The organism is Thermotoga sp. 2812B (assembly GCF_000789335.1).
Lineage (GTDB): Bacteria > Thermotogota > Thermotogae > Thermotogales > Thermotogaceae > Thermotoga > Thermotoga maritima.
Genome location: NZ_CP003408.1, coordinates 1,058,502 through 1,079,864, shown reverse-complemented (window position 1 = coordinate 1,079,864; position 21,363 = coordinate 1,058,502). Strand labels below are relative to the sequence as shown.

Annotated in this window: 23 protein-coding genes and 1 CRISPR repeat array; of the genes, 3 read left to right on the top strand and 20 right to left on the bottom strand. The window is 42.7% G+C overall.

Annotated elements, in window-relative coordinates; translation table 11 throughout:
• Positions 1–68: 68 nt before the first annotated feature.
• The 14 genes from cmr6 to T2812B_RS05275 are packed head-to-tail and all read right to left on the bottom strand — an operon-like array spanning position 69 to position 13,778.
• The gene (cmr6, locus tag T2812B_RS05335; RefSeq protein WP_004082337.1) at positions 69–791 is read right to left on the bottom strand and encodes a type III-B CRISPR module RAMP protein Cmr6; all 723 of its coding nucleotides are present in this window, start codon (positions 789–791) and stop codon (positions 69–71) included.
• On the bottom strand, positions 778–1,140 hold the full coding sequence (cmr5, locus tag T2812B_RS05330; protein WP_004082338.1) for a type III-B CRISPR module-associated protein Cmr5: 363 nt from the start codon (positions 1,138–1,140) through the stop codon (positions 778–780). The genes cmr6 and cmr5 overlap by 14 nt, the downstream gene beginning before the upstream one ends.
• A gap of 5 nt (positions 1,141–1,145) precedes the next feature.
• Complete coding sequence (gene cmr4 / locus T2812B_RS05325; protein ID WP_004082339.1) at positions 1,146–2,012, bottom strand: type III-B CRISPR module RAMP protein Cmr4; 867 nt, start codon at positions 2,010–2,012, stop codon at positions 1,146–1,148.
• A gap of 14 nt (positions 2,013–2,026) precedes the next feature.
• Entirely contained in the window at positions 2,027–3,019 is a 993-nt protein-coding gene (gene cmr3, locus T2812B_RS05320) for a type III-B CRISPR module-associated protein Cmr3 (RefSeq protein WP_004082340.1), read from the bottom strand.
• On the bottom strand, positions 3,016–5,418 hold the full coding sequence (gene cas10 / locus T2812B_RS05315; RefSeq protein WP_004082341.1) for a type III-B CRISPR-associated protein Cas10/Cmr2: 2,403 nt from the start codon (positions 5,416–5,418) through the stop codon (positions 3,016–3,018). The genes cmr3 and cas10 overlap by 4 nt, the downstream gene beginning before the upstream one ends.
• A gap of 2 nt (positions 5,419–5,420) precedes the next feature.
• A complete protein-coding gene (cmr1, locus tag T2812B_RS05310; RefSeq protein WP_004082342.1) occupies positions 5,421–6,749 on the bottom strand; it encodes a type III-B CRISPR module RAMP protein Cmr1 in 1,329 nt (442 codons plus the stop codon).
• On the bottom strand, positions 6,733–6,996 hold the full coding sequence (cas2, locus tag T2812B_RS05305; protein ID WP_004082343.1) for a CRISPR-associated endonuclease Cas2: 264 nt from the start codon (positions 6,994–6,996) through the stop codon (positions 6,733–6,735). Before cas2 ends, cmr1 begins: the two co-directional genes overlap by 17 nt.
• A 5-nt stretch (positions 6,997–7,001) precedes the next feature.
• Positions 7,002–7,961, bottom strand: coding sequence for a type I-B CRISPR-associated endonuclease Cas1b (cas1b, locus tag T2812B_RS05300; RefSeq protein ID WP_004082344.1), 960 nt, complete (start codon positions 7,959–7,961; stop codon positions 7,002–7,004).
• Positions 7,962–7,970: 9 nt separating this feature from the next.
• Positions 7,971–8,450, bottom strand: coding sequence for a CRISPR-associated protein Cas4 (cas4, locus tag T2812B_RS05295; RefSeq protein WP_004082345.1), 480 nt, complete (start codon positions 8,448–8,450; stop codon positions 7,971–7,973).
• Complete coding sequence (gene cas3, locus T2812B_RS05290) at positions 8,447–9,907, bottom strand: CRISPR-associated helicase Cas3' (RefSeq protein WP_231556564.1); 1,461 nt, start codon at positions 9,905–9,907, stop codon at positions 8,447–8,449. Before cas3 ends, cas4 begins: the two co-directional genes overlap by 4 nt.
• A gap of 23 nt (positions 9,908–9,930) precedes the next feature.
• Positions 9,931–10,635: a CRISPR-associated endonuclease Cas3'' gene (locus T2812B_RS09815; protein ID WP_231556563.1), complete on the bottom strand. Its 705-nt coding sequence runs from the start codon at positions 10,633–10,635 to the stop codon at positions 9,931–9,933.
• On the bottom strand, positions 10,599–11,261 hold the full coding sequence (gene cas5b / locus T2812B_RS05285) for a type I-B CRISPR-associated protein Cas5b (RefSeq protein ID WP_004082347.1): 663 nt from the start codon (positions 11,259–11,261) through the stop codon (positions 10,599–10,601). The genes T2812B_RS09815 and cas5b overlap by 37 nt, the downstream gene beginning before the upstream one ends.
• 2 nt (positions 11,262–11,263) lie before the next feature.
• Positions 11,264–12,163, bottom strand: a complete 900-nt coding sequence (gene cas7b, locus T2812B_RS05280; protein WP_004082348.1) for a type I-B CRISPR-associated protein Cas7/Csh2 — start codon at positions 12,161–12,163, stop codon at positions 11,264–11,266.
• Positions 12,138–13,778: a TIGR02556 family CRISPR-associated protein gene (locus tag T2812B_RS05275; RefSeq protein WP_004082349.1), complete on the bottom strand. Its 1,641-nt coding sequence runs from the start codon at positions 13,776–13,778 to the stop codon at positions 12,138–12,140. The genes cas7b and T2812B_RS05275 overlap by 26 nt, the downstream gene beginning before the upstream one ends.
• A gap of 134 nt (positions 13,779–13,912) precedes the next feature.
• Positions 13,913–14,806: a CRISPR direct-repeat array (repeat unit 30 nt; unit sequence GTTTCCATACCTCTAAGGAATTATTGAAAC).
• A gap of 634 nt (positions 14,807–15,440) precedes the next feature.
• Here T2812B_RS05275 and T2812B_RS05270 point away from each other — a divergent pair.
• From T2812B_RS05270 to T2812B_RS05260, 3 genes are read left to right on the top strand one after another with little or no spacing between them, the layout of a single operon-like run.
• Positions 15,441–15,791, top strand: a complete 351-nt coding sequence (locus tag T2812B_RS05270; protein WP_004082350.1) for a J domain-containing protein — start codon at positions 15,441–15,443, stop codon at positions 15,789–15,791.
• Positions 15,788–16,252, top strand: a complete 465-nt coding sequence (locus tag T2812B_RS05265) for a hypothetical protein (protein ID WP_004082351.1) — start codon at positions 15,788–15,790, stop codon at positions 16,250–16,252. Before T2812B_RS05270 ends, T2812B_RS05265 begins: the two co-directional genes overlap by 4 nt.
• Positions 16,252–17,043 (top strand): DUF5685 family protein, encoded by a 792-nt coding sequence (locus T2812B_RS05260; RefSeq protein ID WP_008194416.1) that lies wholly within the window; start codon positions 16,252–16,254, stop codon positions 17,041–17,043. Before T2812B_RS05265 ends, T2812B_RS05260 begins: the two co-directional genes overlap by 1 nt.
• A gap of 36 nt (positions 17,044–17,079) precedes the next feature.
• On the opposite strand, the gene T2812B_RS05255 is transcribed toward T2812B_RS05260, so the two are convergent.
• The 6 genes from T2812B_RS05255 to csm2 all read right to left on the bottom strand — a co-directional run bounded on the left by T2812B_RS05255 (position 17,080) and on the right by csm2 (position 21,351).
• Positions 17,080–17,502, bottom strand: coding sequence for a hypothetical protein (locus T2812B_RS05255; RefSeq protein WP_038050942.1), 423 nt, complete (start codon positions 17,500–17,502; stop codon positions 17,080–17,082).
• A gap of 104 nt (positions 17,503–17,606) precedes the next feature.
• Positions 17,607–18,182 carry a hypothetical protein gene (locus T2812B_RS05250; protein WP_004082353.1) on the bottom strand — a complete coding sequence of 192 codons (576 nt, stop codon included), beginning with the start codon at positions 18,180–18,182 and terminating at the stop codon, positions 17,607–17,609.
• Entirely contained in the window at positions 18,155–19,294 is a 1,140-nt protein-coding gene (gene csm5 / locus T2812B_RS05245; RefSeq protein WP_004082354.1) for a type III-A CRISPR-associated RAMP protein Csm5, read from the bottom strand. The genes T2812B_RS05250 and csm5 overlap by 28 nt, the downstream gene beginning before the upstream one ends.
• Positions 19,291–20,142, bottom strand: coding sequence for a type III-A CRISPR-associated RAMP protein Csm4 (gene csm4, locus T2812B_RS05240; RefSeq protein ID WP_029683077.1), 852 nt, complete (start codon positions 20,140–20,142; stop codon positions 19,291–19,293). The genes csm5 and csm4 overlap by 4 nt, the downstream gene beginning before the upstream one ends.
• Positions 20,143–20,165: 23 nt before the next feature.
• Positions 20,166–20,915: a type III-A CRISPR-associated RAMP protein Csm3 gene (csm3, locus tag T2812B_RS05235; protein ID WP_008194400.1), complete on the bottom strand. Its 750-nt coding sequence runs from the start codon at positions 20,913–20,915 to the stop codon at positions 20,166–20,168.
• Positions 20,916–20,928: 13 nt separating this feature from the next.
• On the bottom strand, positions 20,929–21,351 hold the full coding sequence (gene csm2 / locus T2812B_RS05230) for a type III-A CRISPR-associated protein Csm2 (RefSeq protein WP_008194398.1): 423 nt from the start codon (positions 21,349–21,351) through the stop codon (positions 20,929–20,931).
• Positions 21,352–21,363: the final 12 nt, after the last annotated feature.

Genomic DNA, 21,363 nt, shown 5'->3' with positions numbered 1-21,363 from the left:
ATGTATAAGAAAAAGCCCCGCTTGATGCGGGGCTCACTGATATCTTTTGAATTTCAAGACTCTACAGCTCAGCTGGGCTCTTCGAAACGACCGTAACCATAACTTGTTTTTGCGCCTAAGCCATAAGCTTTTAGCATCTCCACGAATCTCTGTTTTATTAGTTCCTTTTCCGAATTTCCAATAACTCCGGAACGACTCTCAAGAACGGTAAACCAGAACACACCACTGCTCACCACCAAGTATTTTATTGGAACAGGGTCGTACCAATCATTCGGAGGAAGTTTTTCTTTCATATAATACGGCTGGAAGTGTGGATTGACGATATCCAGCGAAAATTTCAAATCCGAAACAGGTATTGCATCAAGAAAAATGAGGTCACCCTCTCTTTCGGTGTCTCCAAAAATATGAGCGAGTGATTCGTATTTATCCCTTTCGAATTCGAATAAAAAACTGGCAAACGCCCCCTTGACAGCGGTGCCAGGAATTATGGGAAGTCCGTAATTTCTGGAAAGAGTTATGCCCACCTCGATAGAAGAAGGATTCCCAGCCCCAAGCAAGAGTTTTCCTTTCACTCTCATCTTCAAGTTGATAAACGGTTTTCTTTTCTTGATCAGCTGTTCCCTTCTTTCTTTGAGAATACTGCTGATCTTTCCAAAATCGGATTGCAATTTCTCAACGGTCTGGAAGATTTTGCTTACTATCTCTTTATCTTTTGAGTTTGAACCCTCAAGCAAAAGAAAGCTGTACTTTTCCCAGTAAAGACTGAGATTTTTGCTTTCAGGTAGTTTCATTCTCTTCACCACCCAGGAGAACCTCTCCGCATCTTTTGAGCCATTTTGCACACTCAAGAGCAGCGATCTGTGCTTTCAAGTATGTCCTGGCATCCAAAAACTCGTTTTCCATCAGTCTTTCGACGATACCATCTTCCAGTGTCAGGTGTTCGATCATCTTTCCAAGGTGATCCACCACCTTGTTTTTTCCTTTCTTTTTCAGAAAGAGAATTGTTCCCATCAAACCGTTTTGAACGATCATACTTCCAAGACCCTTCACATCCCTGAGGTAATCATCTCTTTTGTCTTTCTCAACTTCCTCAACCAAATTCATCGCCAGTTTTGCCAGTTCAAGGCTGAGCGTCTTCATCTTCATCACCTCCAGGCATGTACCCACATCATGCCTTTTCCAACAGTTTCTTTTCCTCCGATGTTGATCAATTCTCCATTTACTTCGTTTTCGAAAACTTCCATCAAAGAATCTTTCCCGGAATCTTCTTTGTTACCGTAGTACGTCTTCCTCACCACAAAGTACATCACCGTATCCTGAGGCAGATATTCCTCGTACCACAAACCACCTTCTTCAACGGTTTTCTTCTCTCTGTTTATTCTCACTCTCGGTACAACTTCTGTCATAGCCTGAACGATTTCTGAGAAGAGAACATCATTCACAACAACCACATCGCTTTCCATTTTCTTTTTCAGGTAGTCAACTGGAGCACAATTGGAAATCTTCGATATCAATTCCCTTGTCCTTGGAAGTTCACCAACAAATGGTTCTAATTTTACTTCCTCAAGGAACACCTCACCAGATCCATAGAAGGAGACTGCCTTTCCATAATCAATATTCGCCTCTTCTAGTTCTTTAACAACATCGTTATCCCCTACAGATTTCGCAAATTTTATCAGTACAAGAGGACACGTAACCCACACAAAAAGCCTATCCGGGTTTCTCACAGGGAAAAGGAGAATTCTCGCTTCAGAAAAGCTCAAACTACCAGGAACCGTTCCTTTGTCGCTTTTCGGTTCACTTCCAAATATCTCTTCTATCTTTTTTTCATCTATCTTGTCCTCTTTGATGAGAGACCTGAAGTAGGCCCTCAAAGCACCTTTTATACCATGTATAATGGGAAATTTTGTGGTTCTCTCCCTCTGAATAGGCAGGTCAACAACTCCTATTTCGAAACCAGTTCCAGCATGAACCTGAGTTTCCGCGTAAAGAAGGAAGACTCTTCCTTCCATCTTCCTATCCCTCCTCAAAGTTTTTCGTACTTCATGAAGATACATCTTCCAAAACCAAAATCCGTGAATTTACTTTCATTCAGCACATGTCCATTGACCTTACCTTCCAGATAGTAAACAGCTCCCGGAGAGACAGCATGATAGATCTTCTTTGGTTTATTTTCGCGTAGGTCCCATCCGGAAACAACCTGCTTTCTAATCCCTGCGGTTGTGAGAACTCTCTTTCCAAGAATAGTTTTATCCTTCGGCATCCCTCCTCCATCGAAAACAGCCGGTGTTATGAGAGCAACCGCTACATTCTTATAGTCTGGAGGATCAAAAGCGGTGGTGTTCAGTTCTTCAACCTCGACCGCCGACCATTTGCTCTTCATTCCGAGAAACACACCGTCGAGTTTTGAAACAAGCTCGACCGTTCTTTCATCGTCTGTGAACATGAAAAATCCTCCATCGTAAAATCTGTAGTAGGAGATCGAATATATCATTCTTTCTTTCACTTTTTTTCTGTTTTCTTCAAAAGCTACTCCTATGTGGGTTTCCTTCTTAAAGATTTTTTCCGCGGAAACAAGATCGAATTTACACACACCCTGAGTGTTACTCCTGAGAAGTTCGAGATCACTCAGTTCTATGAGCCCTCCAGACGTAGATTCTTTACTATCCATTTTGTACTCAGGTTTCCAGGGAAGGTAAACTCCATCAATCTCGACAATGGGGGTGACTCTGTAGCCAGAATCCGTTTTATATATGTTTCTTGGAAGTGGAAAGTAGTGCTTCCTTCCTTCAGGGGTATTTTCAAAAACAAAAGGGCCGAACATCCTTACGTCTCCTGCTCTTTCAACATCTCCGGGATCGAATTTCTGATTTTTCATCAAAAGAGCCGTTCTCACAGCACCGTAAAAAGGAAAAGAAGATGGAAAAACACTCTCCACCCTATCAGAAAAAGAAAATCTTCTAGTCTCTCTGAAACCAACCCAGTCTTCAGGCTCAAAGTATATCGCCCACAGCTTCATTGAGACTCACCTCTCTTCATCGAGTACACCATTATGAGAAGTTCCAGTGCTTCTCTCATTGCTTCATCGAAGGAGGACTTCTTCGTGTTTTTGTAGTAAGCTAACAGTCGACTAAGAAAATTCTTGAAATTTCCAATAAACTCATTCTTCGATTTCTCTGAATGGATCGATCTTCTCAAAGTGAACTCTACAAACTTTTCCATTTTGTCCTCGTAGAGCGAGAAGTCCGGAGAGAGAAGTTTGTAAAGACTGCGGTGTGAAACATTGTAATTTTTCATCTCCTCAAGGATTTTCAACGATCTCTTGACAACGTCTTCTTCTTCAATTTCCCATGTTGATCCAGCAAAAATCATTTGCCCTGATCTCTTCACCTGCGTCACACAGAACGCGTTTCTTCCGTAAACGTTCTTTGCTCTCTTCTCTGCTTCCCTTGCTATCTTCAGAGCTACCTGAAGAGGAAACTTGTGATGGACAATAGCGATTCCAGCGCTCATAGTAGCGGCTCTTCCCATCAGAGGAGCGAAAGGCTTGTCGTTGTGGTACAGAACACCGTTTTCTGATCTGAATCTTTCCACATCAGAGCCGCTTTCAATCTCTATTTCGTACTCCAAGTGCCCCGAAAAGAATTTTCTGATGTCGTTTGCACATTCCAGTACGCTGTCTGCTGGAAGAAGTGCCAGAACATCGTCTCCACCGCTGTAAACGAGCATCCCGTTGTGTCTATCAACAATTTTCCCGACAAGTTGAGAGAAGATACCGAGTGTCCTCGAAACACCCCTGTGATAGGCTGGCTGAATGGTTTTGAATTCCTTCAGTTTTTCCCATGCATATTTGAGATCATCTGTTTCTTGAAACATCTCAATCACTTTCGGATTTATTACTTTTTCCAGGAAAGGTGCGTTCTCTCCAAGCATCCAATCACCCATTCGATCTCCATCCATGAGGAGAACAGCTATGTATCCATTCTTGAATTTTTCGGGATCCTCGATTTCCTTATTTGCCTGATTGTTTCTTGCAACATCCGTTGTTGAGTCGAATTTTATCCTGATATTGAGGATTTCCGGAAGAAATCTCTTCACAGTGTTCAGAGTTCCGAGCCTGTCCTCTTTTTCTATGTCTTTTTCTATATCTTTATCTTTGAACACAGCACAGGCTCTGACTCCAGCCCCAAAATCGTCCGCGTCAGTGAAGTGGTCGGGATAAACATCCTCTTCGTATCCCGGAAAGAGTCTGGCCATCTTTCTCGCAGCGAGTTTTGAGGTCAGAAGACGATGGAGGTACCTGTAAAACGTCCCAGGATTCTCTTTGTAACCAGCGTGTTCCGATACTTTCTTCAGAACTTCCTTGAAATCTTCAATTCCCGATCCCGTGAACAAGTTTCTCACCGTTTCAACTATCCTTTCAGGTTCATCGAAAGACACCTTTGATGTCTGAATGTCCGGAAAGAGAGACGATTGGTAATCGAACGAATGCTCGTTGAAAAGAAATTCGCTTTTACTGAGCTTTTCTTTTGTTTCATCAACTATTGTTTTCCATCTGTTTCTTATCGCTTCCTCACATTCTTTGAGTATTTCTTCGTCCGAGGATGGAACTATCGCAACAAAGAGATTTGGAAGAGAAGCGACTTCCCTCCGAGGAGGAACAGGACAGAGGTCTTCAAGATCTACGCCCATTGATTCGAGTGTTTCCTTGACGAAATAGTTTCCTCTCAAATACGGTGAGATGATGGAATCGAAGCCGTACTTTTTGCCAACAACTTCTATGGCACCGTAGATGAGATAAGAAAGAAGATAACTTCCAGCCCAAAGGTCTTTCACTTTTCTTGCCTGGGCTATCACTTCTTGAACAGGACCTATCGCTACCGCTACTAGAGATGCCTTCACCTGTTTCCCCTCTACACATCCCTTGAGAGCCGATGTTACGTCGAGATGGTCTATGATCGAGTGATTGGCTATTCTGGTATCAGCAGGAAGAAACTGACTTCCTTCCAGAATGTAAGGCAGATTCCACCAGATGGAATGAAAGAGCTTTTCATACGTGTCGTTTTTCTCTTTCAGCTTTGTCAATGCGTTTATCAGACGGCTCTTCATTTCTTCAACTTTTTGATTTTGAAAGAAACTCTTCACTTCCGGTAACCCTTCACCAGAAAATGGATGAACAAAGAGAGTCTCATCGAACGAAACATGAATTTGTTTTTTTGCATCCTTTTCGTAGGGGATTGGAAACCTGTCCATTGCGCTTGCAAGACGGTCTTCTTCACCTCTTGTTTTTTTGATGCCAAGGGTCTTTAGAATCTCGCCAGCTATGTTTTCATGATTTTTCACATCGAATGCCTTCACCAGCGGATCATGAAGAAGAGCGGTTATCTTAGATTTCCAGAATTCTTCTCTTTTGCTCACGATTATCCCCCCTGGATTTCTTTTCCGCCGAGTTTTTTGATCCATTCGAGGAGATTCTTGTAGTCTTTTTCTTCTTTCACTATCGTTTTGATGCCACTGGAAGGTGTTTTTCCACCTTTGACTTCTGTTATCAACTCACCATCATTAGTTACCCTGCTTCTCATCAGCAAAACAACTAATTTCCATTTTCCTCTCTCACCTTCGTGAACTGAAAGGAAAAGCGGAGAAGCTTTTCTCCCATCGATATCATCAATGCCCAATCCTCTCAGAGAAGAAGAGACAATGACTTTCAGTCTTCTTATCTCTCCTCTTCCTAAGTTCTGATATTGAATGGGAAGGCCGACGACAGCAGTTGGAATCTCGATCTTTTTCTCTGTTTTTCTACCTTTCAACAATCCTTCTAAAGCCTCAACCAAATCTTTAACACAATCGCCCTCAGAAAATCTCATTTTTTGTTTTAAAGATGGATACCACCCCTTGAAATTTCTCCCTACTTTGAAAACCTCTCTTAGGACTTCTAAAGGAGAATTCCCGCTAAATTTTGTTATTTCAAAAATTTTGTAATCGCAAAAACAGGGAAAATCCGGTATGCCGTTGAAATTGGTTCTTCCCAACTTGATTTTTACTTTTGATGACGAATTGTGATGATTCACAAATTCTCTGATGTGCTCTTGACACTCACTGATCACCAGATTGTAGTCATTTCTAGTAAGTTTTGGATCCACAATCTCGAATTCTCCAAAACCTTTCCTCGTCTTCGCTCCAAAACCGGAAAAAGTGGAAACGAGTTTGAGCAAACTCAGAATTATTCCTTTAATACTATCGTTTGCCGTCTGGAGAATTATGATAAAATTTTTTCCTTCTTGGAGATATTCATAAATTCCACTTTTGTCGTACAAACCGTACAAAGCATATTTTGTATCTTTTAAGCGGTCATCGGTAAAAGAAAACCTGTTATTCATGTATTTTCCCAAAGCTTGCGATTCTCCTTCCACCTTAACCTCCAAACTAAAAGAAGATTTTCTTTCCTGAGATCCGAAGATCAATCCCTCAAGATATTTCAAGCCCTTGTATTTCTCTTTTTCCCATCTCTCTTTCTCTTTCTTACTGAGATTTTCTAAACCTTCGAGTGAGTATATGTCTATCACCGTTGGAGCGATGGCACGAAACCAGAATCTGAGGACCCCTTTGATGCTTTGCGGCCTCAGCTCGAAGGGATATACTCTGTTTCCGTTCTCCCACTTCGGCTCAGCTGCGCCTCTTGAAAACATAGGAGTTACAACCTTACATTCGATCTCCAAAACACTCACCCCCTCAGAAGATGAAGCCATCTTCTCCTTTCTCCACTCCCAGAGTTTCCAGGTTGAACACCTTTTGAGAGTCCATAACGTAAAATCTAACTGAGTCTTCTTTCTCGTCTATCAGTCTTGAAACCTCCAATTTCAGCTTTTCATATTTTCCGGGGGAAAGTTCCCCCTCCAGAACGGAGTTTTGAACCCATTTGAGGTATTTTCTGGCTATTTTCAAAATTTTTGCTACTCTTTTTTCGTTCACGTCGTAAACCATTATGACGTACATTCCAATCATTCCTCGGATCCGAAAACCTGTTCACCTATGAGGTGCTTCTCCAGTTTATGAAGTTCCATCTTTATCAGAGATCTCATGGAAACGTACCGGTTCAACTTTTTGTGGAAAACTGTTTCCCTCAAAGCCTGTTCGTAATTTTTGACAAACAGACTTTTTCCCTCGTCGTTGAGCATTAGACCCTCTGAAATTTCATCGAAATGTTTTTCGTTTATCTGACGAGTGTTGACGAGATTCAAAAACAACCTGTCCACTACAGCTGGTTTGAATAGCTCTGCTATATCGAGATTGAGTGAGAACCTTCTGAAGTTCGTCTCATGGAGATAACCTATCCTCGGGTCCAGATGTGTCTGATAGATGAGGCTCAAAACAGTCGTATAAAGGAGCGAATTTCCGAAACTGATAAGCGTGTTGGCAAAATTCTTGGGAGGTCTTCGTGTTCTCTTCTCTATACGGAATCTTTCATCTGACACGAGACTGTCTATCATCGAGTAGTACTCTTCTCTCGCGTTTCCTTCTATTCCCATCAACTCTGATACATTGCTCGCCTCTTCTGCTTTCTTTTTATATCTCGTTAGTGAATCAGCCCGAACTTTTCGTTTTTTCAAAAAGTCGACCATGTTTTGAAACGATCTTGAAACTATTTCTCTTGCTATGAGCATTCTCTTTTCTTGGTTAATGTAGTGTTCAGCCTGTTTCAGTATCAGAAAACCGCTGTTTAAATACTCTCTGGGATAAAAAGTGCCTACATAATACCCCTCTCTGTTGAAAAAGTGAATAGGAATTCTTTTCTGAGAAAGAAACTCGAGGAATCTTTTGTTGAGATCTACCTCCCCAAAAACCTTTATATCCATCACGTTTTCAACGGGTATGTACTTTCGGCCCGATTCTGTTTCGAGGCAAATGGTATTCGCTTTTCTTTTCAACGTTCCGCTTGAAAAGAGATAGACGCTCTCCATCCTTCCACCTCACGAAAAACAGAAAAGTTCATAACCACACTTTCGGCAAATTCCTTTTCTCTTGGGTGGTGGAGGAGTTTCTTCTTCAAGGAGGGAAGATACTTCCTCGAGGACCTTTTTGATTTTCTCTCTGTTTTCTTCTGTGAGCTCAACCGGTATTCTTTTGTTCTCTTTTGGTACTATGATCTCTCCCCTCGCTTTCACACCTTTTTCCTCGAGCCTGTAAAGATAGTAAAGGAGCTGGTACTCAGCTCCCCTTTTTGAAGCGGATGATTTTTTCACTTCGCCAACCACTCTCACTCCTTCTCTTTCAAACATGGTATCGATCTTCATACCAGGAAGCATGACAGAATCGCTGTAGTCTTCGTGGATGAACCTTCCTATCTCTATGTGCATGTTTCCCTGATCTGGAAGAACCCCATGCGCCATCAGCCATGCTTCCCTTTTGCAGTTTATATAGCTCAAAACAACAGATCCAGAAATCATCATATGATGATCACCTCATCGGATCCTTCCACTCTCAAACCTTTCACGGGGTGGTACCATTTGTCGAGAACGTTCCTGTGAATAACCATCATGCCGGCAATCGTGTGTGGGAATGGAAGATCCCTCTTTATCCTCGCGCTCACGATGTAGGGGGAAAGTTCCCTGAACAAACTTTTCACGAGAGAGAAGTTTTCTCTTGATCTTTTCCCACTGAAGATCTCTGCAAATTCTTCGAATACTCTTTGAGCCTCTTCATCAACAAGAACGATGAACGGCACCGTTGGCTCTGGTTCAATGAGACTGAATTCTCCTATTTTTTTGAAATTCAAATTCTCGAGCGCCTTGCCGATTCCTTTCTTGTCCGGATTGCCGTACGTTTTCACGTAGCTGAAGAAATCCTCCACGAGCATGAAAAACTCGCTTTCCTCCAGAAATTTGTGGTTTTTCAACACGTTCATGGAAGTTTCTGTGAGAAAGCTCCCGTAAACATATGAGGAAAAGAGGGTGTTTTTTCTCTCATCCCTGACGGGTACGACTATCACTTCTCCCTTTTCCAACTCGAAGTGCCTGTTGCACCTCCCCGCTGCCTGAACAATACTGTCAACAGGTGCTATGTCTCTTATCACCCTCTCGAATGAGATATCAACACCTGCTTCCACCACCTGAGTGGAGACACACAGATCGTACTCATTTATCTTCGAAACGATCTCCAGTCTGTGCTTTGGTATCACCCTGGAGGAAAGGAAACAGGTTTTTCCCATGCCTTCAACAACGTCGTATATCTCCTCGGCTTCTCTTATCGTGTTTGTTATGATGAGCGTTCTTTTTCCATCCTTCAAGGTCTCTCTTACGAATTCCTTGTATTCTTCAAAGCTCATTTCTTTTTCTACTTTCAGAACAGTTCTGTTCAAGGCTGTGAAATAAACATTCTTGTTAGACACCACTTCCAGAGCCTCTTTCAAAAGAGCGGGCTTTGTCGCTGTGGAGAGCAAAACGGTGGTGCCCATTTTCGAGAGGAATTCAACGGTTTTTTCAACAGGGGTCCAGTATTCGTGAGGTATTGCCTGGACCTCATCAAGTATGAGAACAGCTTTTGGGAATTTGTAGAAGAACGGAATCTTTCTGAAAGTGATGAGAGACTCCAGAAGCGACACGAATGTTGTGACTACCACCCTGGAGTGCCAGAGGTTCATCAGGAGATCTTCGTATTTATCAGGTTCCTCATAAGCTGGATTTGCAAGGTGATGAAAGGGAAGGACGAAGAATGGGCTTTCTGTTTCAAATATTTCCTTTATCTTATCGACGGTCTGCTCAATTATGTTTATGAAGGGAAGAGCGTATATTACGATCGTGTCTTCATCAGCGAGATGGCTGGCAAAAAGGAGATTTGCAATAGTTTTTCCTATTCCCGTCGGTGCGGTTATGGAGTATATCTTTCCTCTTTCGGGTTTGAAGCTCAAGATTTCCTCCTGAAATTTCCACCTCAGAGAATCGATCTGGTTTTTTCTGCCAAGCTTTTCTCTGTAGGAGAGAATCTTCTCCTTTTCATAAGAAGGAAGGGAAGCGGTTCGCTCTTGAAAACCACATCCTCCCTATCCGAAGAAACGAGTATGGACATAAAAAGGTGGATCAAAAAGTAGTCAGATAGGTCTTTTTTTCCAAGGATAGAGAACTTACTGATCGATCTTTTTATCCTTTCTATTGTTTCTGATAGCTTAAGATCATGAAGATCATATCTTCTCAGGAAATCCTCTGGAATGGCTGAGAACTGCTTTTCCAGGACTTTCTCATCTATTTCTATATCCAGAAAGTTCCTGAAATCTCCGTGGTGTCTTCTTATTATTTCGAAGCCGAATATTCTGAGTTTGTCCGGCAAGTTTTTTGACCTGTGAAAGAAAGCAACCGCGGAGAAAAGAGCGTGCGCACTCAAAGATCTTTCGACTCTTTCACCGCTCAAATGCTTCTGAAAGTAGATTGTACTCTTTCCAACATCGTGCGATTCAGAGAGCAGGGAAACGAATTCTTCCAGAACATTTTCATCGTATCCGAAAAGTTCTTCCCAGGAAAGATCAAGCGACCTGAATTTTTCCAGAGAGCGTCTTTTAACACCCTCAAGATGATCAATCAGTCTTCTGTCAGGATGAGATTTCATCACATCCACACTATGTTCTGCTCTCCCACCCTCCACACTTCTCCCCCTTCCACCTTCACAGGAGATAAGTCCCTCTTGAAAATGTAAACCGCAGATTCAAGCATGTTTCGCTCTTTGTCCATTTTTCTTGTGACCCTCTCGAATATGAGATAGTGTGAAGGCTCCGGCAAAAGCTTTACTGTGTTCGGAACAACCGTGTGGACCTCGCAGGGAAAATCTGCTACACGGGTTGCTTCGTACTTTCCCACGTAATTCAGTCTGGCAATAAAGCTTGCCACACCAAGGTAAGGTGTGAAGATGGTTTCGCTGTGTTCGAGAAGGTTCTTCAACCTCTCAAAATCTTCGTCTTCCCAGCTGAAAAACACCCTGTAAGCAGGATTCTTCAGAAGTTGAAGACTTATTCTTGTTCTTTTTGAAGCTTTTTTGTCTTTCTTTGTTTCCACAAAGTTCGTTCCCGTTCGCAGAAACTTCAAAGGATTTTTTATCTGAACCGCCACTTTTGCACTGTCGAGTCTTTCGGGTGTGGAATATCCCAGAACACACCCCACAAGCCCCAAAAGAGTGGTTCTTGGTGGAAAGGGAAGGGTGTACGATGATGTCGTTGTGTAAGGTCTTCTGAAGAGAGCGTAGGGAGCAGAAACATCAAAGACCAGAACTTTCATTCTCACCACTCCAGTTTTACAAGCTGGAAACCTCCGAATATCTCCTCAAAAGGCTTCTCTTCTCCGTTCTCCGCGAGTTTTAAGCGGTTGTCAACAGAGTATTCTATTCTTTCGATCTTGTCCTTAAGGGATTCCAGAACCTGCTTGAGTTCGGTAACGTCGAGTTTCAACTCGGAGATGTCTCTTATTTCTTCATCTTCTTTCTCGGACACGACCTTCACAAGGTAATCGAGTTCTCCGGAGTGGTAGTTCACACCTTCCTTGTAAACAACTCTCATCAGGAGTCTGGGATTGTGCTCCATTTTCGATCTTGTGATGAGGTTCTTCGTACCCATCCAGATTCCTTCAAGAAGCTTGGAAACATCTTCTTCGGTGAGTCCTGTAAACTTTGCAGAATTCTGATTTATCACACCGTAGAATGCTATGAGGGCATAGGGTACAACCTGATCCTCACGAAAACTCCTCTGTTTTGAATTCTCGGTTGCGAACGCAGCAGTTCCCTGGATAGTCATGAGTTTGACTCTGTGAAGACTCGTTCCGTATCTGAACTGAACAGGACCAGTTATGGAAGATTCCATAGCTCCTTTTTTCGACTGAGGAATAACGGCACCGAAGAGTCTGATATCGATGCACTTCTGGCATGCGTCGTTTACGTCCTTGATTCCAAGCTCTTTGACTCTGTCTTCCGGTACCACCGCTTCACCGGTCACCCAGAGCGTTTCGTCGTAGCACTCCGCAAGATAATCCCTCACAGTTCTTTTGAGTCTCACGTCTGTGACAAAGAGTCTGGATGTTTCTTCATCAAAGCGCGGTCTGTTCTCATCGAGTGGATCACCGTTCGGATTTGCCCACTTCACATCGTAGATGAAAAGCACTTCACTCCTGTTCTTCACTGGATTCATCGACCCCTACCTCCCTGAAGAAAGTTTTCCCGAGAGAAAGTCCCGAGACGAAGACAAAACTGATCTCGTCGGGTGATGCTGACCAGTTCCCAGCTTCGAGGAAAGCTTCAGCAGTCTCCCTGAAAAGCTCTGCCACACTTTCACTCATTCCACCGTAGGCTTCGATCTTGGCTCTGATTTCCGGAAGAAGCCCCTCCACATCTCTCTTTGTCAGTCTGAGTCCTTTCAGTTTCTTCGTGAAAGCCTTCGAGTTTCTTTTAACGTACTGCAGATAAAGAAGGTAATTTGCCAGAACTCCTTCTAAAAAGACTGCTTTCTTCCACGGTTCATCGAAAAACTCCGGATACCTGGAGAAGAAATCTTCACCCTTCAAAACGGAAGCACCCCCCTTTAAGACGTTCAAGCGTCTCAGATAAACATACGTGGCAAAAGCTTCACGTGCAGAAAGTAAAGTATCATTTCCAAAGAAATCGCTTCTTATTTTCGAAAGAAAGAGAGTCAGCAGCAGTTTTTTATCAAACGTTCCCTCAGAGAATACAGCACTAAACAGGGAGTTGAAGTATCTGTCCAGATCCTCGAAGAATTTGTGAATCACTGAGAAGTTCACAGAAACTTTGAAACCGTCTTCTTTGAGTTGAGATTCTATCTTCTTTGATTCTTCAAGGATCCGTCTTACTCTGGTAGGCGAGACTTCCTCAACGTGAAGAACTATTCTTTCTGCCTGTTGTTCTTTTTCTATCAGTACAAAATCGTAAACAGCTCTTTCGTTTTCCGAAAGAACTTTTTCAATCTCTTCTTCGAGCCTAGCGAAACTGCGAAACTTTGAGTTTTTGTCGGTGTCTTTTATTTCATATATTTTTTCAATCACTGATTCCAGAATATCCTGATCGGGTACGGAGGGGATTATCCAGAGAATTCTGTTGTTGCTGAAGAAGGAAAAAGAAAGCTTTTCATCAATTGCTCTTCTGGCTTTTTCCAGAACACTCCTGCAATCATCACAAATCTGGATCGGATGTTTCTTGGAAAGAAAAGGTGTGAAGCCAGGCTTGTCAAAGGTGGCAAATTTGAACACATCACTCAGTCTGGAATTTGCTTCTTTTCCACACAGAAAACATTTTGCCTCTCCCTTAGTTTTCTTCTGTGTGACTTTATCTTCAAACGCCTGGAGAATTTCTGGAACTTCTGCGGGAAATTTTCCATCGATGGATATCGTGAGGAATCTGTTTTTTACATCGTAATTTCTTAGCTTGTCAATAATCTCTTCTTTATTTCTCTCGAGGACATCTTTGATGTGAGATATCTTCGGATGGTCGAAAAAGCCTAAGAAGACATCAAAGGTCCTTTCCAGAGGGTCTCTTGAACCACTAGATTTGTCGAGAAATTTCATGGTGGGGGAAACAGAAGAGGAGAAATTCCCGCGCTGTTTTCTGTAGAGGAAGATTTTCGAGTTCTTACCCCCTGGTTTTTTCTCGATAGAAACAACATCCTTGAAAACCAAACCCTCTGAATTACTCTCAAGAAAGATAGCTATTCCTTCATCAGAAGGAACTTCTTCAGCGAAGTTTGAAAAAGAATCACCACCAATTTTCCCAAGATTGTATATCTTTTCAAGCACCCCTATCCCCCCTGCGGTGTTATCATTCACATTTTAACGTACACTTTCTGACAACAATCTAAATCCATAGTCATTGCACCTGAAAGGAAGTATTGAAACAGTATCGAAGATGAAGAAATCATACGGTTTGTGGGCTTTTCATACCTCTAAGGAAGGATTGAATCTCTTCTTGATAGCCTTGTAGTTGTCTGTGGTCATGGTTTCCATACCTCTAAGGAAGTATTGAAACTTGTTTTTGGCATGCTGGCGCTGGCGCTGGCGGGCGCGTTTCCATACCTCTAAGGAAGTATTGAAACCAAGCCGAATTGGAAATGGAACGATGAAACAGAAGCTGTTTCCATACCTCTAAGGAATTATTGAAACGTTCTCTCAATGTCACGTCTCATCACCTCTTCTTCGGTTTCCATACCTCTAAGGAATTATTGAAACGCTGCTCCCAGTGAAAAGCTGCATGTCAATGGTAAAAGTTTCCATACCTCTAAGGAATTATTGAAACTCTTTGCCGAGAAGTGGCGGTTTCTTCTCGAGTGCTGTTTCCATACCTCTAAGGAATTATTGAAACGTTGAAGTACCGCTTGAAGAACCCCGCAGAAAAAGGGTTTCCATACCTCTAAGGAATTATTGAAACTGGATTCCCGTTAGGCGCACAGATCATCAAAACAGAAGTTTCCATACCTCTAAGGAATTATTGAAACAAATCGAAGAGCGGGAAGACTATGTTTACTATCTCTTGTTTCCATACCTCTAAGGAATTATTGAAACGTTTTGAATCTTGCGCTTAACAAGATTACTGGAGATGTTTCCATACCTCTAAGGAATTATTGAAACACCTTTTGTGATCTTCTGAAGCCGTGACATATACATAGTTTCCATACCTCTAAGGAATTATTGAAACGAGTACGAGTTGTTGGGGATCTCGACGTCGTCGGCTAGTTTCCATACCTCTAAGGAATTATTGAAACGTCATCATCGATTTCAACGATGCAATCGAAAACGGGGTTTCCATACCTCTAAGGAATTATTGAAACCCGTTGAGTTCAAGAGAAATTATATCACAAACACACTCTGAAAGCAAGATGTTTTTTGAACTTCCATATTCTCTTTCTCCATAAACCATTCTAACACACAAGAGAGCACCTTCAAGTACTGTTTGGAAAAATGGAATAATTGCATAGTCCAACAACGAAAGAACACAAGCAAAAAACAGAAGATAAATTATATCAACCTACGTCAGGGCATTTTGGGGTGTTTTTGGTAAAAATCGATTAGTTCCATGTTTCACAAATAGATGAAAGAAGGTATTCCTCAGTGTGTTAGAAGTTAACTGTTAACTTCTCGAATTCAAAGCACTTACACGTCATCGATTACCACAAATTCTCTTCATATTGTCTCTTCATATCATCCATTATTCCCTTTTTAACGCATAGCTTCCGGTACCACAAACCCGCATGAAATTTTTCGTTACCGGTAATTGCATACTCTGTATCGATCTTCCAGTGCCATGTACACGCATCACCCACTTTGTGAATGATTGGAACTAACCTGGTTTGTATGAATAAAACATATTAAGATTTAGTTAATAAAGATTTTTCTAACATCACCTTCGTAAATACTTCCAGATGTTAAAATATCAGAGAAGCTTTCGCCGTGGAGGTGATCTTTGTGAATCCCTACGAAGTCCTTGGTGTTCCACCTGGTGCTTCAAAGGAAGAGATAGAGAAAGCTTACAGAGAGCTGGTGAAAAAGTACCATCCGGACCGATACAAGGATCATCCTCTCAAAGATCTTGCGGAAGAAAAAATGAAGCAGATCAACGAAGCGTACGCTGTATTGATGAGTGGTGAGTTTTCAGAAACACCCGGACAGGAAAATGTACATAACACGTTCTATTCCATGGGATACAGATACAGGGGGAACGACGGCTGTCGCGATATTCTCGCCTGCCTTGGATGTGCATGGTGCACAGATACCTGTTGTGAAGCATGCGGGGGTGACTGCATTCCTTGCATGTGAAGAAAGTCACTTATGGAGGGCTCGTTTCCGCTCTCGTTGTCCTTCTACTCTACATTGGGAACTTCACGAAGAGCAAGATATTTTTCGCCGCTTTGAGCAGTGTTTTCACAGGGGTTCTTGTGGAACTCTTCGGGATCGGATCTGTTCCAATCATAATCGCTGTGAATGTTCTTGTGTTTCTTCTTGTTCCTAATCCAGGCTATGTTTTGCTCTTTTTCGTGCTTTCTTTTTACGGTTTTCTCAGAAAGAAACCGATTCTCATCAGGTTTCTCTACTTGAACGCTTCTACTCTGCTTTTGGTGTTTGTGGCTTCAAAATTCTTCAATGCTGAACTGCCTGATGTTTCCTTTTCTCTCTACGTGCTCGGCTTTCTTGGTGTTCAGGTTGCGTTCTTTGTCTACGACTACCTGTACAACAGGATCCTTCAAGAACTTCTCAGAATCATCAGGAGGAAAAATTGATGTTTGGATATATCAAACCCTTGAAGTGCGAACTGAAAGTGAAGGAGTACGAAGAATTCAGAGGGTACTACTGCGGTGTCTGCAAAGCTTTGAAAAAGTATTCAATCATTCCGCGTTTCCTCCTCACCTACGAAGCCGCATCACTTGGACTTCTTCTTTCAAGTCTGAACAACAGCGATTTGAAAAGAAAAAAAGAACTCTGTATCTTCACCCTCAAAAAGGTGGATTTTTACTCCTCAAGCGAAATAGACGAGGTGGCTCGTGTTTTCACTGCCCTTCTTCGTGAAAAGCTGAAAGACAACTACATAGACAGAAAAAATCCCGTTTACCTATTTGCGAGCGCTTTTTTGAAGAAAGATCCCGAAATATCCAGTCTTTTTGAGAACTTCTACGAAATGGAAAAAAAGGAACAAGATTTCAAAATCCTCGCAGAAGAACAGGGCAAAATAGTTGGAACAATCCTCAGCAAAATGGTTAAAGAAGAAACCCAGAGAAAAATTCTTTACTACCTTGGTTTGTCTCTTGGAAAATGGCTCTATATCGTAGATGCGCTGGATGACTTTGAAAAGGATAAGAGAAAAAACGTGTTCAACCCGCTCGTCAAGAAATACAACGGTGACCTTGAAAAGGCACGATCCGAACTGAGACGCCACCTGAAGAAATGTATTGATGAGATATGGAAAGCCTACGACCTTCTCGATATAAAGAGGAACAAGACAATACTTGATAATGTGATCTTTCTCGGAATTCCGACCACAACGGAAAAAATCCTCAAAAGGAGCCAAACTTGAAAATGACAGCAAAGGAGAGGGACGCCTTTGTGAGAACTATGAAGCTCTGTACAAAATTACTTCACCATACTGGGGTTCCTGAAGCTTTATCCTTCCTTCCTCGTACTTCCCGACTGTTGGAGGTTCATTCTCAAGTCCAACGATTCTGATCGTTATGTATCCATACTGGTCTATCGTGCCGGTTATGTTGAAATAGACTTCTGTCTCCAAGTCGTATCCCTGCGGGCTACCAATCGCTCCGGTTTTCCCGGTGAAGCTGGAACCATTCTGGTCTTCTACTATCAACACAACTCTGAAAGATTCCACAATTCCATCACCGTTAAAATCGCCTACGAAAGTGCCGCTTTCCCATCTGCCCTTTATCACAGGAACAGAAGGTCCAGAGCTGGACGATACAAAAGAAGTAACAAAAAGCAGAATAACCACAACGAAACTGAGAAAGATGAAACCCTTTTTCACGCTACCCCTCCTCATAGCGCCCCTCTCCTTTATTCTTTCTTTTTGCATTCACAGGAAAAACAGCTCTTCGGTGGTGATAGAACTCAATAAAGAACAAACTGACTTTACTCAACAATCCTGTAGATCTCTACATCTCCATGTCCGTACTTTCTGCTCTCACCGGTGCCACAAAGCCTCGAGAGTTTCACCAGAGCGGTCGTTTCAGGGGTGAGGGTTTTCAAGGTCACGATAACACCGTTCTTTGTGTTTCTCAGAGAAACCGGCTGGAAGGCGGGTTCAACCTCGACACCGAGGAAGAGTTTCATGTCTTCTTTCAACTGCTTCAGTGAGAAACCCTTTGCTCCTTTCACCTTCAAAGTGAACACCCCGGGTGAATCGAAAAGATCTCTCTTTTCGTATATTTCGACGTAGGCTCTTCCGGGTTTCACGACTGCGTTCAAAACACGGGGAACGTTGAGAACCAAGAAATGAAAGAGCGAAGAAAGAGGCGAGGAGATAACAAGAGCGTAACCACTCCTCGCCCGAAACGGACCGATCACTCTCATTGTTCCATCCGGTGCTTCTTCCACGAAGGAAGCCACTGCCGGATCGATGGACTCGATTTTCGAGAGGACAAACTCCCACTTCTTTTCATCCGATGTGAACTCCTCTTCTACGTAGATTGGGAATCTTCCAACCACAACGCACACCATCCTATCGGAGATATCACTCTGTAACTGTTGTTTTCACTCTGAACGAGGTATCTCCTCGTGAGAGGAGCTTCGTCATCTTTATGGTACTTTATAATGTTTCTCACCTGTTTTCTTGTCTCTTCGTCAAGGAGAATGAAGAGCGAATTTGCCATGAGTCCTCCACCGTATCCTATGTGTATGAGTACGTACTTCTTGCTTTGAAGCACTTTCTCTATCTTTTGGAATCTTTCTTCGATTTTACTGGTGTCGAGCTTTTCAAAATTCTCCTTTGCTTTTTTAAAGCGTTCTCTTTCGAATTTGAAGACTTCGGAGTAGAACTCGTTCACGATCGAAAAGATCTCTTCAATGCTTCCAGGAAGTTCTACTCCGTAGCGTTTTCTCACGTGTGTGAGAAAGTAATCGTATTCTTCTTTCACAAACCTCACATCAAAGACGAAATCTCTGTTGATAGGAACAAACTCCAGAGGGAAAGTTCTGGGGTGAGTGTTGGGACGAGCTACGTAGAAAATCCCGACATCGTGCACAACCAGCTGGGTCCTCAGTGTTTGAGAATCAGAAACTCTTAGGAAGCGGAAGTAATCGGTGTTGATCTCTTTTGGAGCAAATCTGAACAATCCATTCAGGAATTCATTGGTCTGATAGAATGCCCTTTTGTGATTTTGAAGATCCTTTTGTACATTCCTGCGGAATTCTTCAAGAAGATTCCTGTTGTTCCTCAAAACGTGCCAGGTGAGTGCAAGTCTTACAGCGCCTTTCAGCGAACTTCCCGGGACATAAACGCTTCCGTCGGGATGGTGAACAACTTCAGGAATCTCCGGATTTTTCTTCCCACTGGAGAAATCTGAGTAGAGGCTCACCTCATAGAAAACACCATCTTCCACGTTTTCTACTTCTTTAAAACTGAGGGGTTTAGAGATATTTTCAGAGATGTTTTGCTTGATTTCAGGGTGTTTCCTCAAAACTTCAAGAAATTTTCTTGTGATAAGCCTCACAGCTGTTTTTTTGTTTTCTTCCTCTTTCAGAACAACGAGGTTGCAAGGAGGATACTTTTCGCCGCTTCCTATGTGAAGGGGAGTCAGTGTTTTGAGAGTCACCTTCATTTCCCATCACCACCGAAAGCCACGCAGAGTGGAGACGTCTGGACAAAATAGTCTTCTATCTTCAACACCCCACGGCCCTCTGGCTTGAAAGGAAACACAGAACCTTCCTGAACATAAGAAATCTCCTTCTTTACCTTCATTTCATCCCTTTTTACTCCGCGCCTTTTTACTACCCTGTAGTATCCTTCGTTCATCTTTGATCTCTCTTCTGCAGAAGGTACAAAAAGCGACAGGGTGAGATAGTACTCACCCTCTTCCGGGAAATCTGGAGCAGATTCGAACTCGGCATTGAAAAGTCCGTATCCGTAAGTTGAGTCAGCGCCTATTCCACTATCTCCAAGAGACTTGACAGCTGTTTTGAAAAGCCCCTCGTATTCATCGGGAAATTCTGCCAGAAATGCCGGAGTGAACCCCTCTTTTACGAAAGCAACTTCCACAAAGTAGAGATTGGAGGAACTCGTTATCCTGTCGAGGGAATTTCTTGGAATCCTCACTATCTCCACCGGATTTTCCTTGCAGACAGCACCGCTTGCTTCCTTTATCGACCGATAGTCAGCGAGCTTGTCCAGGAAAACATAACTTGCTTTCTTCAGCTCCTTTGGACTTTCCTCATCATCTTCTTCCAACGAATAGGTGTTGTAAAGAAAAGGTTTTGGAACAAGAAGGCGATCACCGCGAACGAACAGAAGAGAAGAGACCTTCAACTTCTTTGCGAAGTCTTCGGCTTTCTCAGACCACTTGAAAGCGTGATACACGACAGCACCGTAGATGGTATCGGAATGGATGGTGGGGAGGGTGGAATCGGTCTCGTTCCCCCTACCCACCTTGAAACCACTTCTGAAACTCATCTTCACCAGAAGGCGCACTCCTATCACCCTTTCACGATTTCGGGAATGGCTTTCTTAAAGCCCTCAACACCACCTTTGACTTCTTTTTCTACTGGTGTTCCTTCTCCTTTGTAGTAATCGGCACTCTTGAAGATCACTTTTTCTATACTGAACTTCACTTTTCCGTATCCTCTGCTGCCGTTTCCACCGAGATAGTCGTCTTCGAGAAGCTCCAGAGCTGTGGCTATATTTTCGAGGTCTTCCTTTATGTGCTTTTCGTTCTCTGCCGTGTAGATGATCTCAAATTCAAACTCCGCACCTGCAGGAATTCTTTCAAAGCTTCTCGGATCGGCTTTACAGGTGACTCTGTCCAGTGCGTTCTCTGTTTTCCATTCCGTGTATGGAAGGTCGGTCTCCATGCTGAGGAGTTTTGTTTTTGAATCTTCTGTGAGGAACGCGTCTCTGACAAGAAGGCGTGAAGGGATGTTGTTTCCATTTTTCGAAGTCGAAGTCGAACCGAACACCCTGCAGACTTTACATTCCTTATCTTCGCATTCGTGTCTTCTTACCTTGTTCCCAGATATATCCAGATTCAACAACCTTTCCATCAGGCTTCTCATCTTTCCTTTCACAGAGCTTCCGGGGATGTAGGGTTCTCCCGTGAGAGGATTTCTGATAACGGGATTGTCTATACCACCGATGTTCACGCCGAGCTCCTGACCTCCGATTCTAAGACCTGTTTCCAGAATGATCTTTCCCTTTATGATGTACTTTCCGAGTATCGGCCTTTCCACCGCTCATCCCTCCTTATCTTCTGGCTGCCCTTCTGTTGCTTTTTTCGGATTCAGAATGGAATTTGTGATACGCAAGGATTGCATCGTAGAACTTTTTGAATTTCTCAAACTCATCAGGAGTCTTTATCTCGTTTATGAGAGGTTCAAGTATTTCCTTCAATTCTTTGATACCTTCGATATCCCTTCCAACCTGATATGCGAGAAATATTTTCATGAAGTGAAGCTCGTTAAGGATCTCTTCGTTGAACTTCTCCGGGTTATCCCTGTAGTCCTTCTTTTTGTAGATGTAGTTGCTCCAGATTTTGGTTAAGTGACCATGAAACTTTCTAAGCTGGTTTGTCTTCAGCTTTCCAGAAAGTTCCCTTCCGATTTCCTCTGCCTTTCTCACAAGGTCCTTCAAATCTTCTTTGAGAGAAACGCTCTGAGAAACTGCCACCGCTCATCCCTC

Coding starts and splice junctions, on each gene's coding strand:
- cmr6 (WP_004082337.1), bottom strand. CDS start 791: ATGAAACTACCTGAAAGCAAAAATCTCAGTCTTTACTGGGAAAAGTAC.
- cmr5 (WP_004082338.1), bottom strand. CDS start 1,140: ATGAAGACGCTCAGCCTTGAACTGGCAAAACTGGCGATGAATTTGGTT.
- cmr4 (WP_004082339.1), bottom strand. CDS start 2,012: ATGGAAGGAAGAGTCTTCCTTCTTTACGCGGAAACTCAGGTTCATGCT.
- cmr3 (WP_004082340.1), bottom strand. CDS start 3,019: ATGAAGCTGTGGGCGATATACTTTGAGCCTGAAGACTGGGTTGGTTTC.
- cmr1 (WP_004082342.1), bottom strand. CDS start 6,749: ATGGCTTCATCTTCTGAGGGGGTGAGTGTTTTGGAGATCGAATGTAAG.
- cas2 (WP_004082343.1), bottom strand. CDS start 6,996: ATGTACGTCATAATGGTTTACGACGTGAACGAAAAAAGAGTAGCAAAA.
- cas1b (WP_004082344.1), bottom strand. CDS start 7,961: ATGGAGAGCGTCTATCTCTTTTCAAGCGGAACGTTGAAAAGAAAAGCG.
- cas4 (WP_004082345.1), bottom strand. CDS start 8,450: ATGATGATTTCTGGATCTGTTGTTTTGAGCTATATAAACTGCAAAAGG.
- cas5b (WP_004082347.1), bottom strand. CDS start 11,261: ATGAAAGTTCTGGTCTTTGATGTTTCTGCTCCCTACGCTCTCTTCAGA.
- cas7b (WP_004082348.1), bottom strand. CDS start 12,163: ATGAATCCAGTGAAGAACAGGAGTGAAGTGCTTTTCATCTACGATGTG.
- T2812B_RS05260 (WP_008194416.1), top strand. CDS start 16,252: ATGTTTGGATATATCAAACCCTTGAAGTGCGAACTGAAAGTGAAGGAG.
- csm5 (WP_004082354.1), bottom strand. CDS start 19,294: ATGAAGGTGACTCTCAAAACACTGACTCCCCTTCACATAGGAAGCGGC.
- csm4 (WP_029683077.1), bottom strand. CDS start 20,142: ATGAGTTTCAGAAGTGGTTTCAAGGTGGGTAGGGGGAACGAGACCGAT.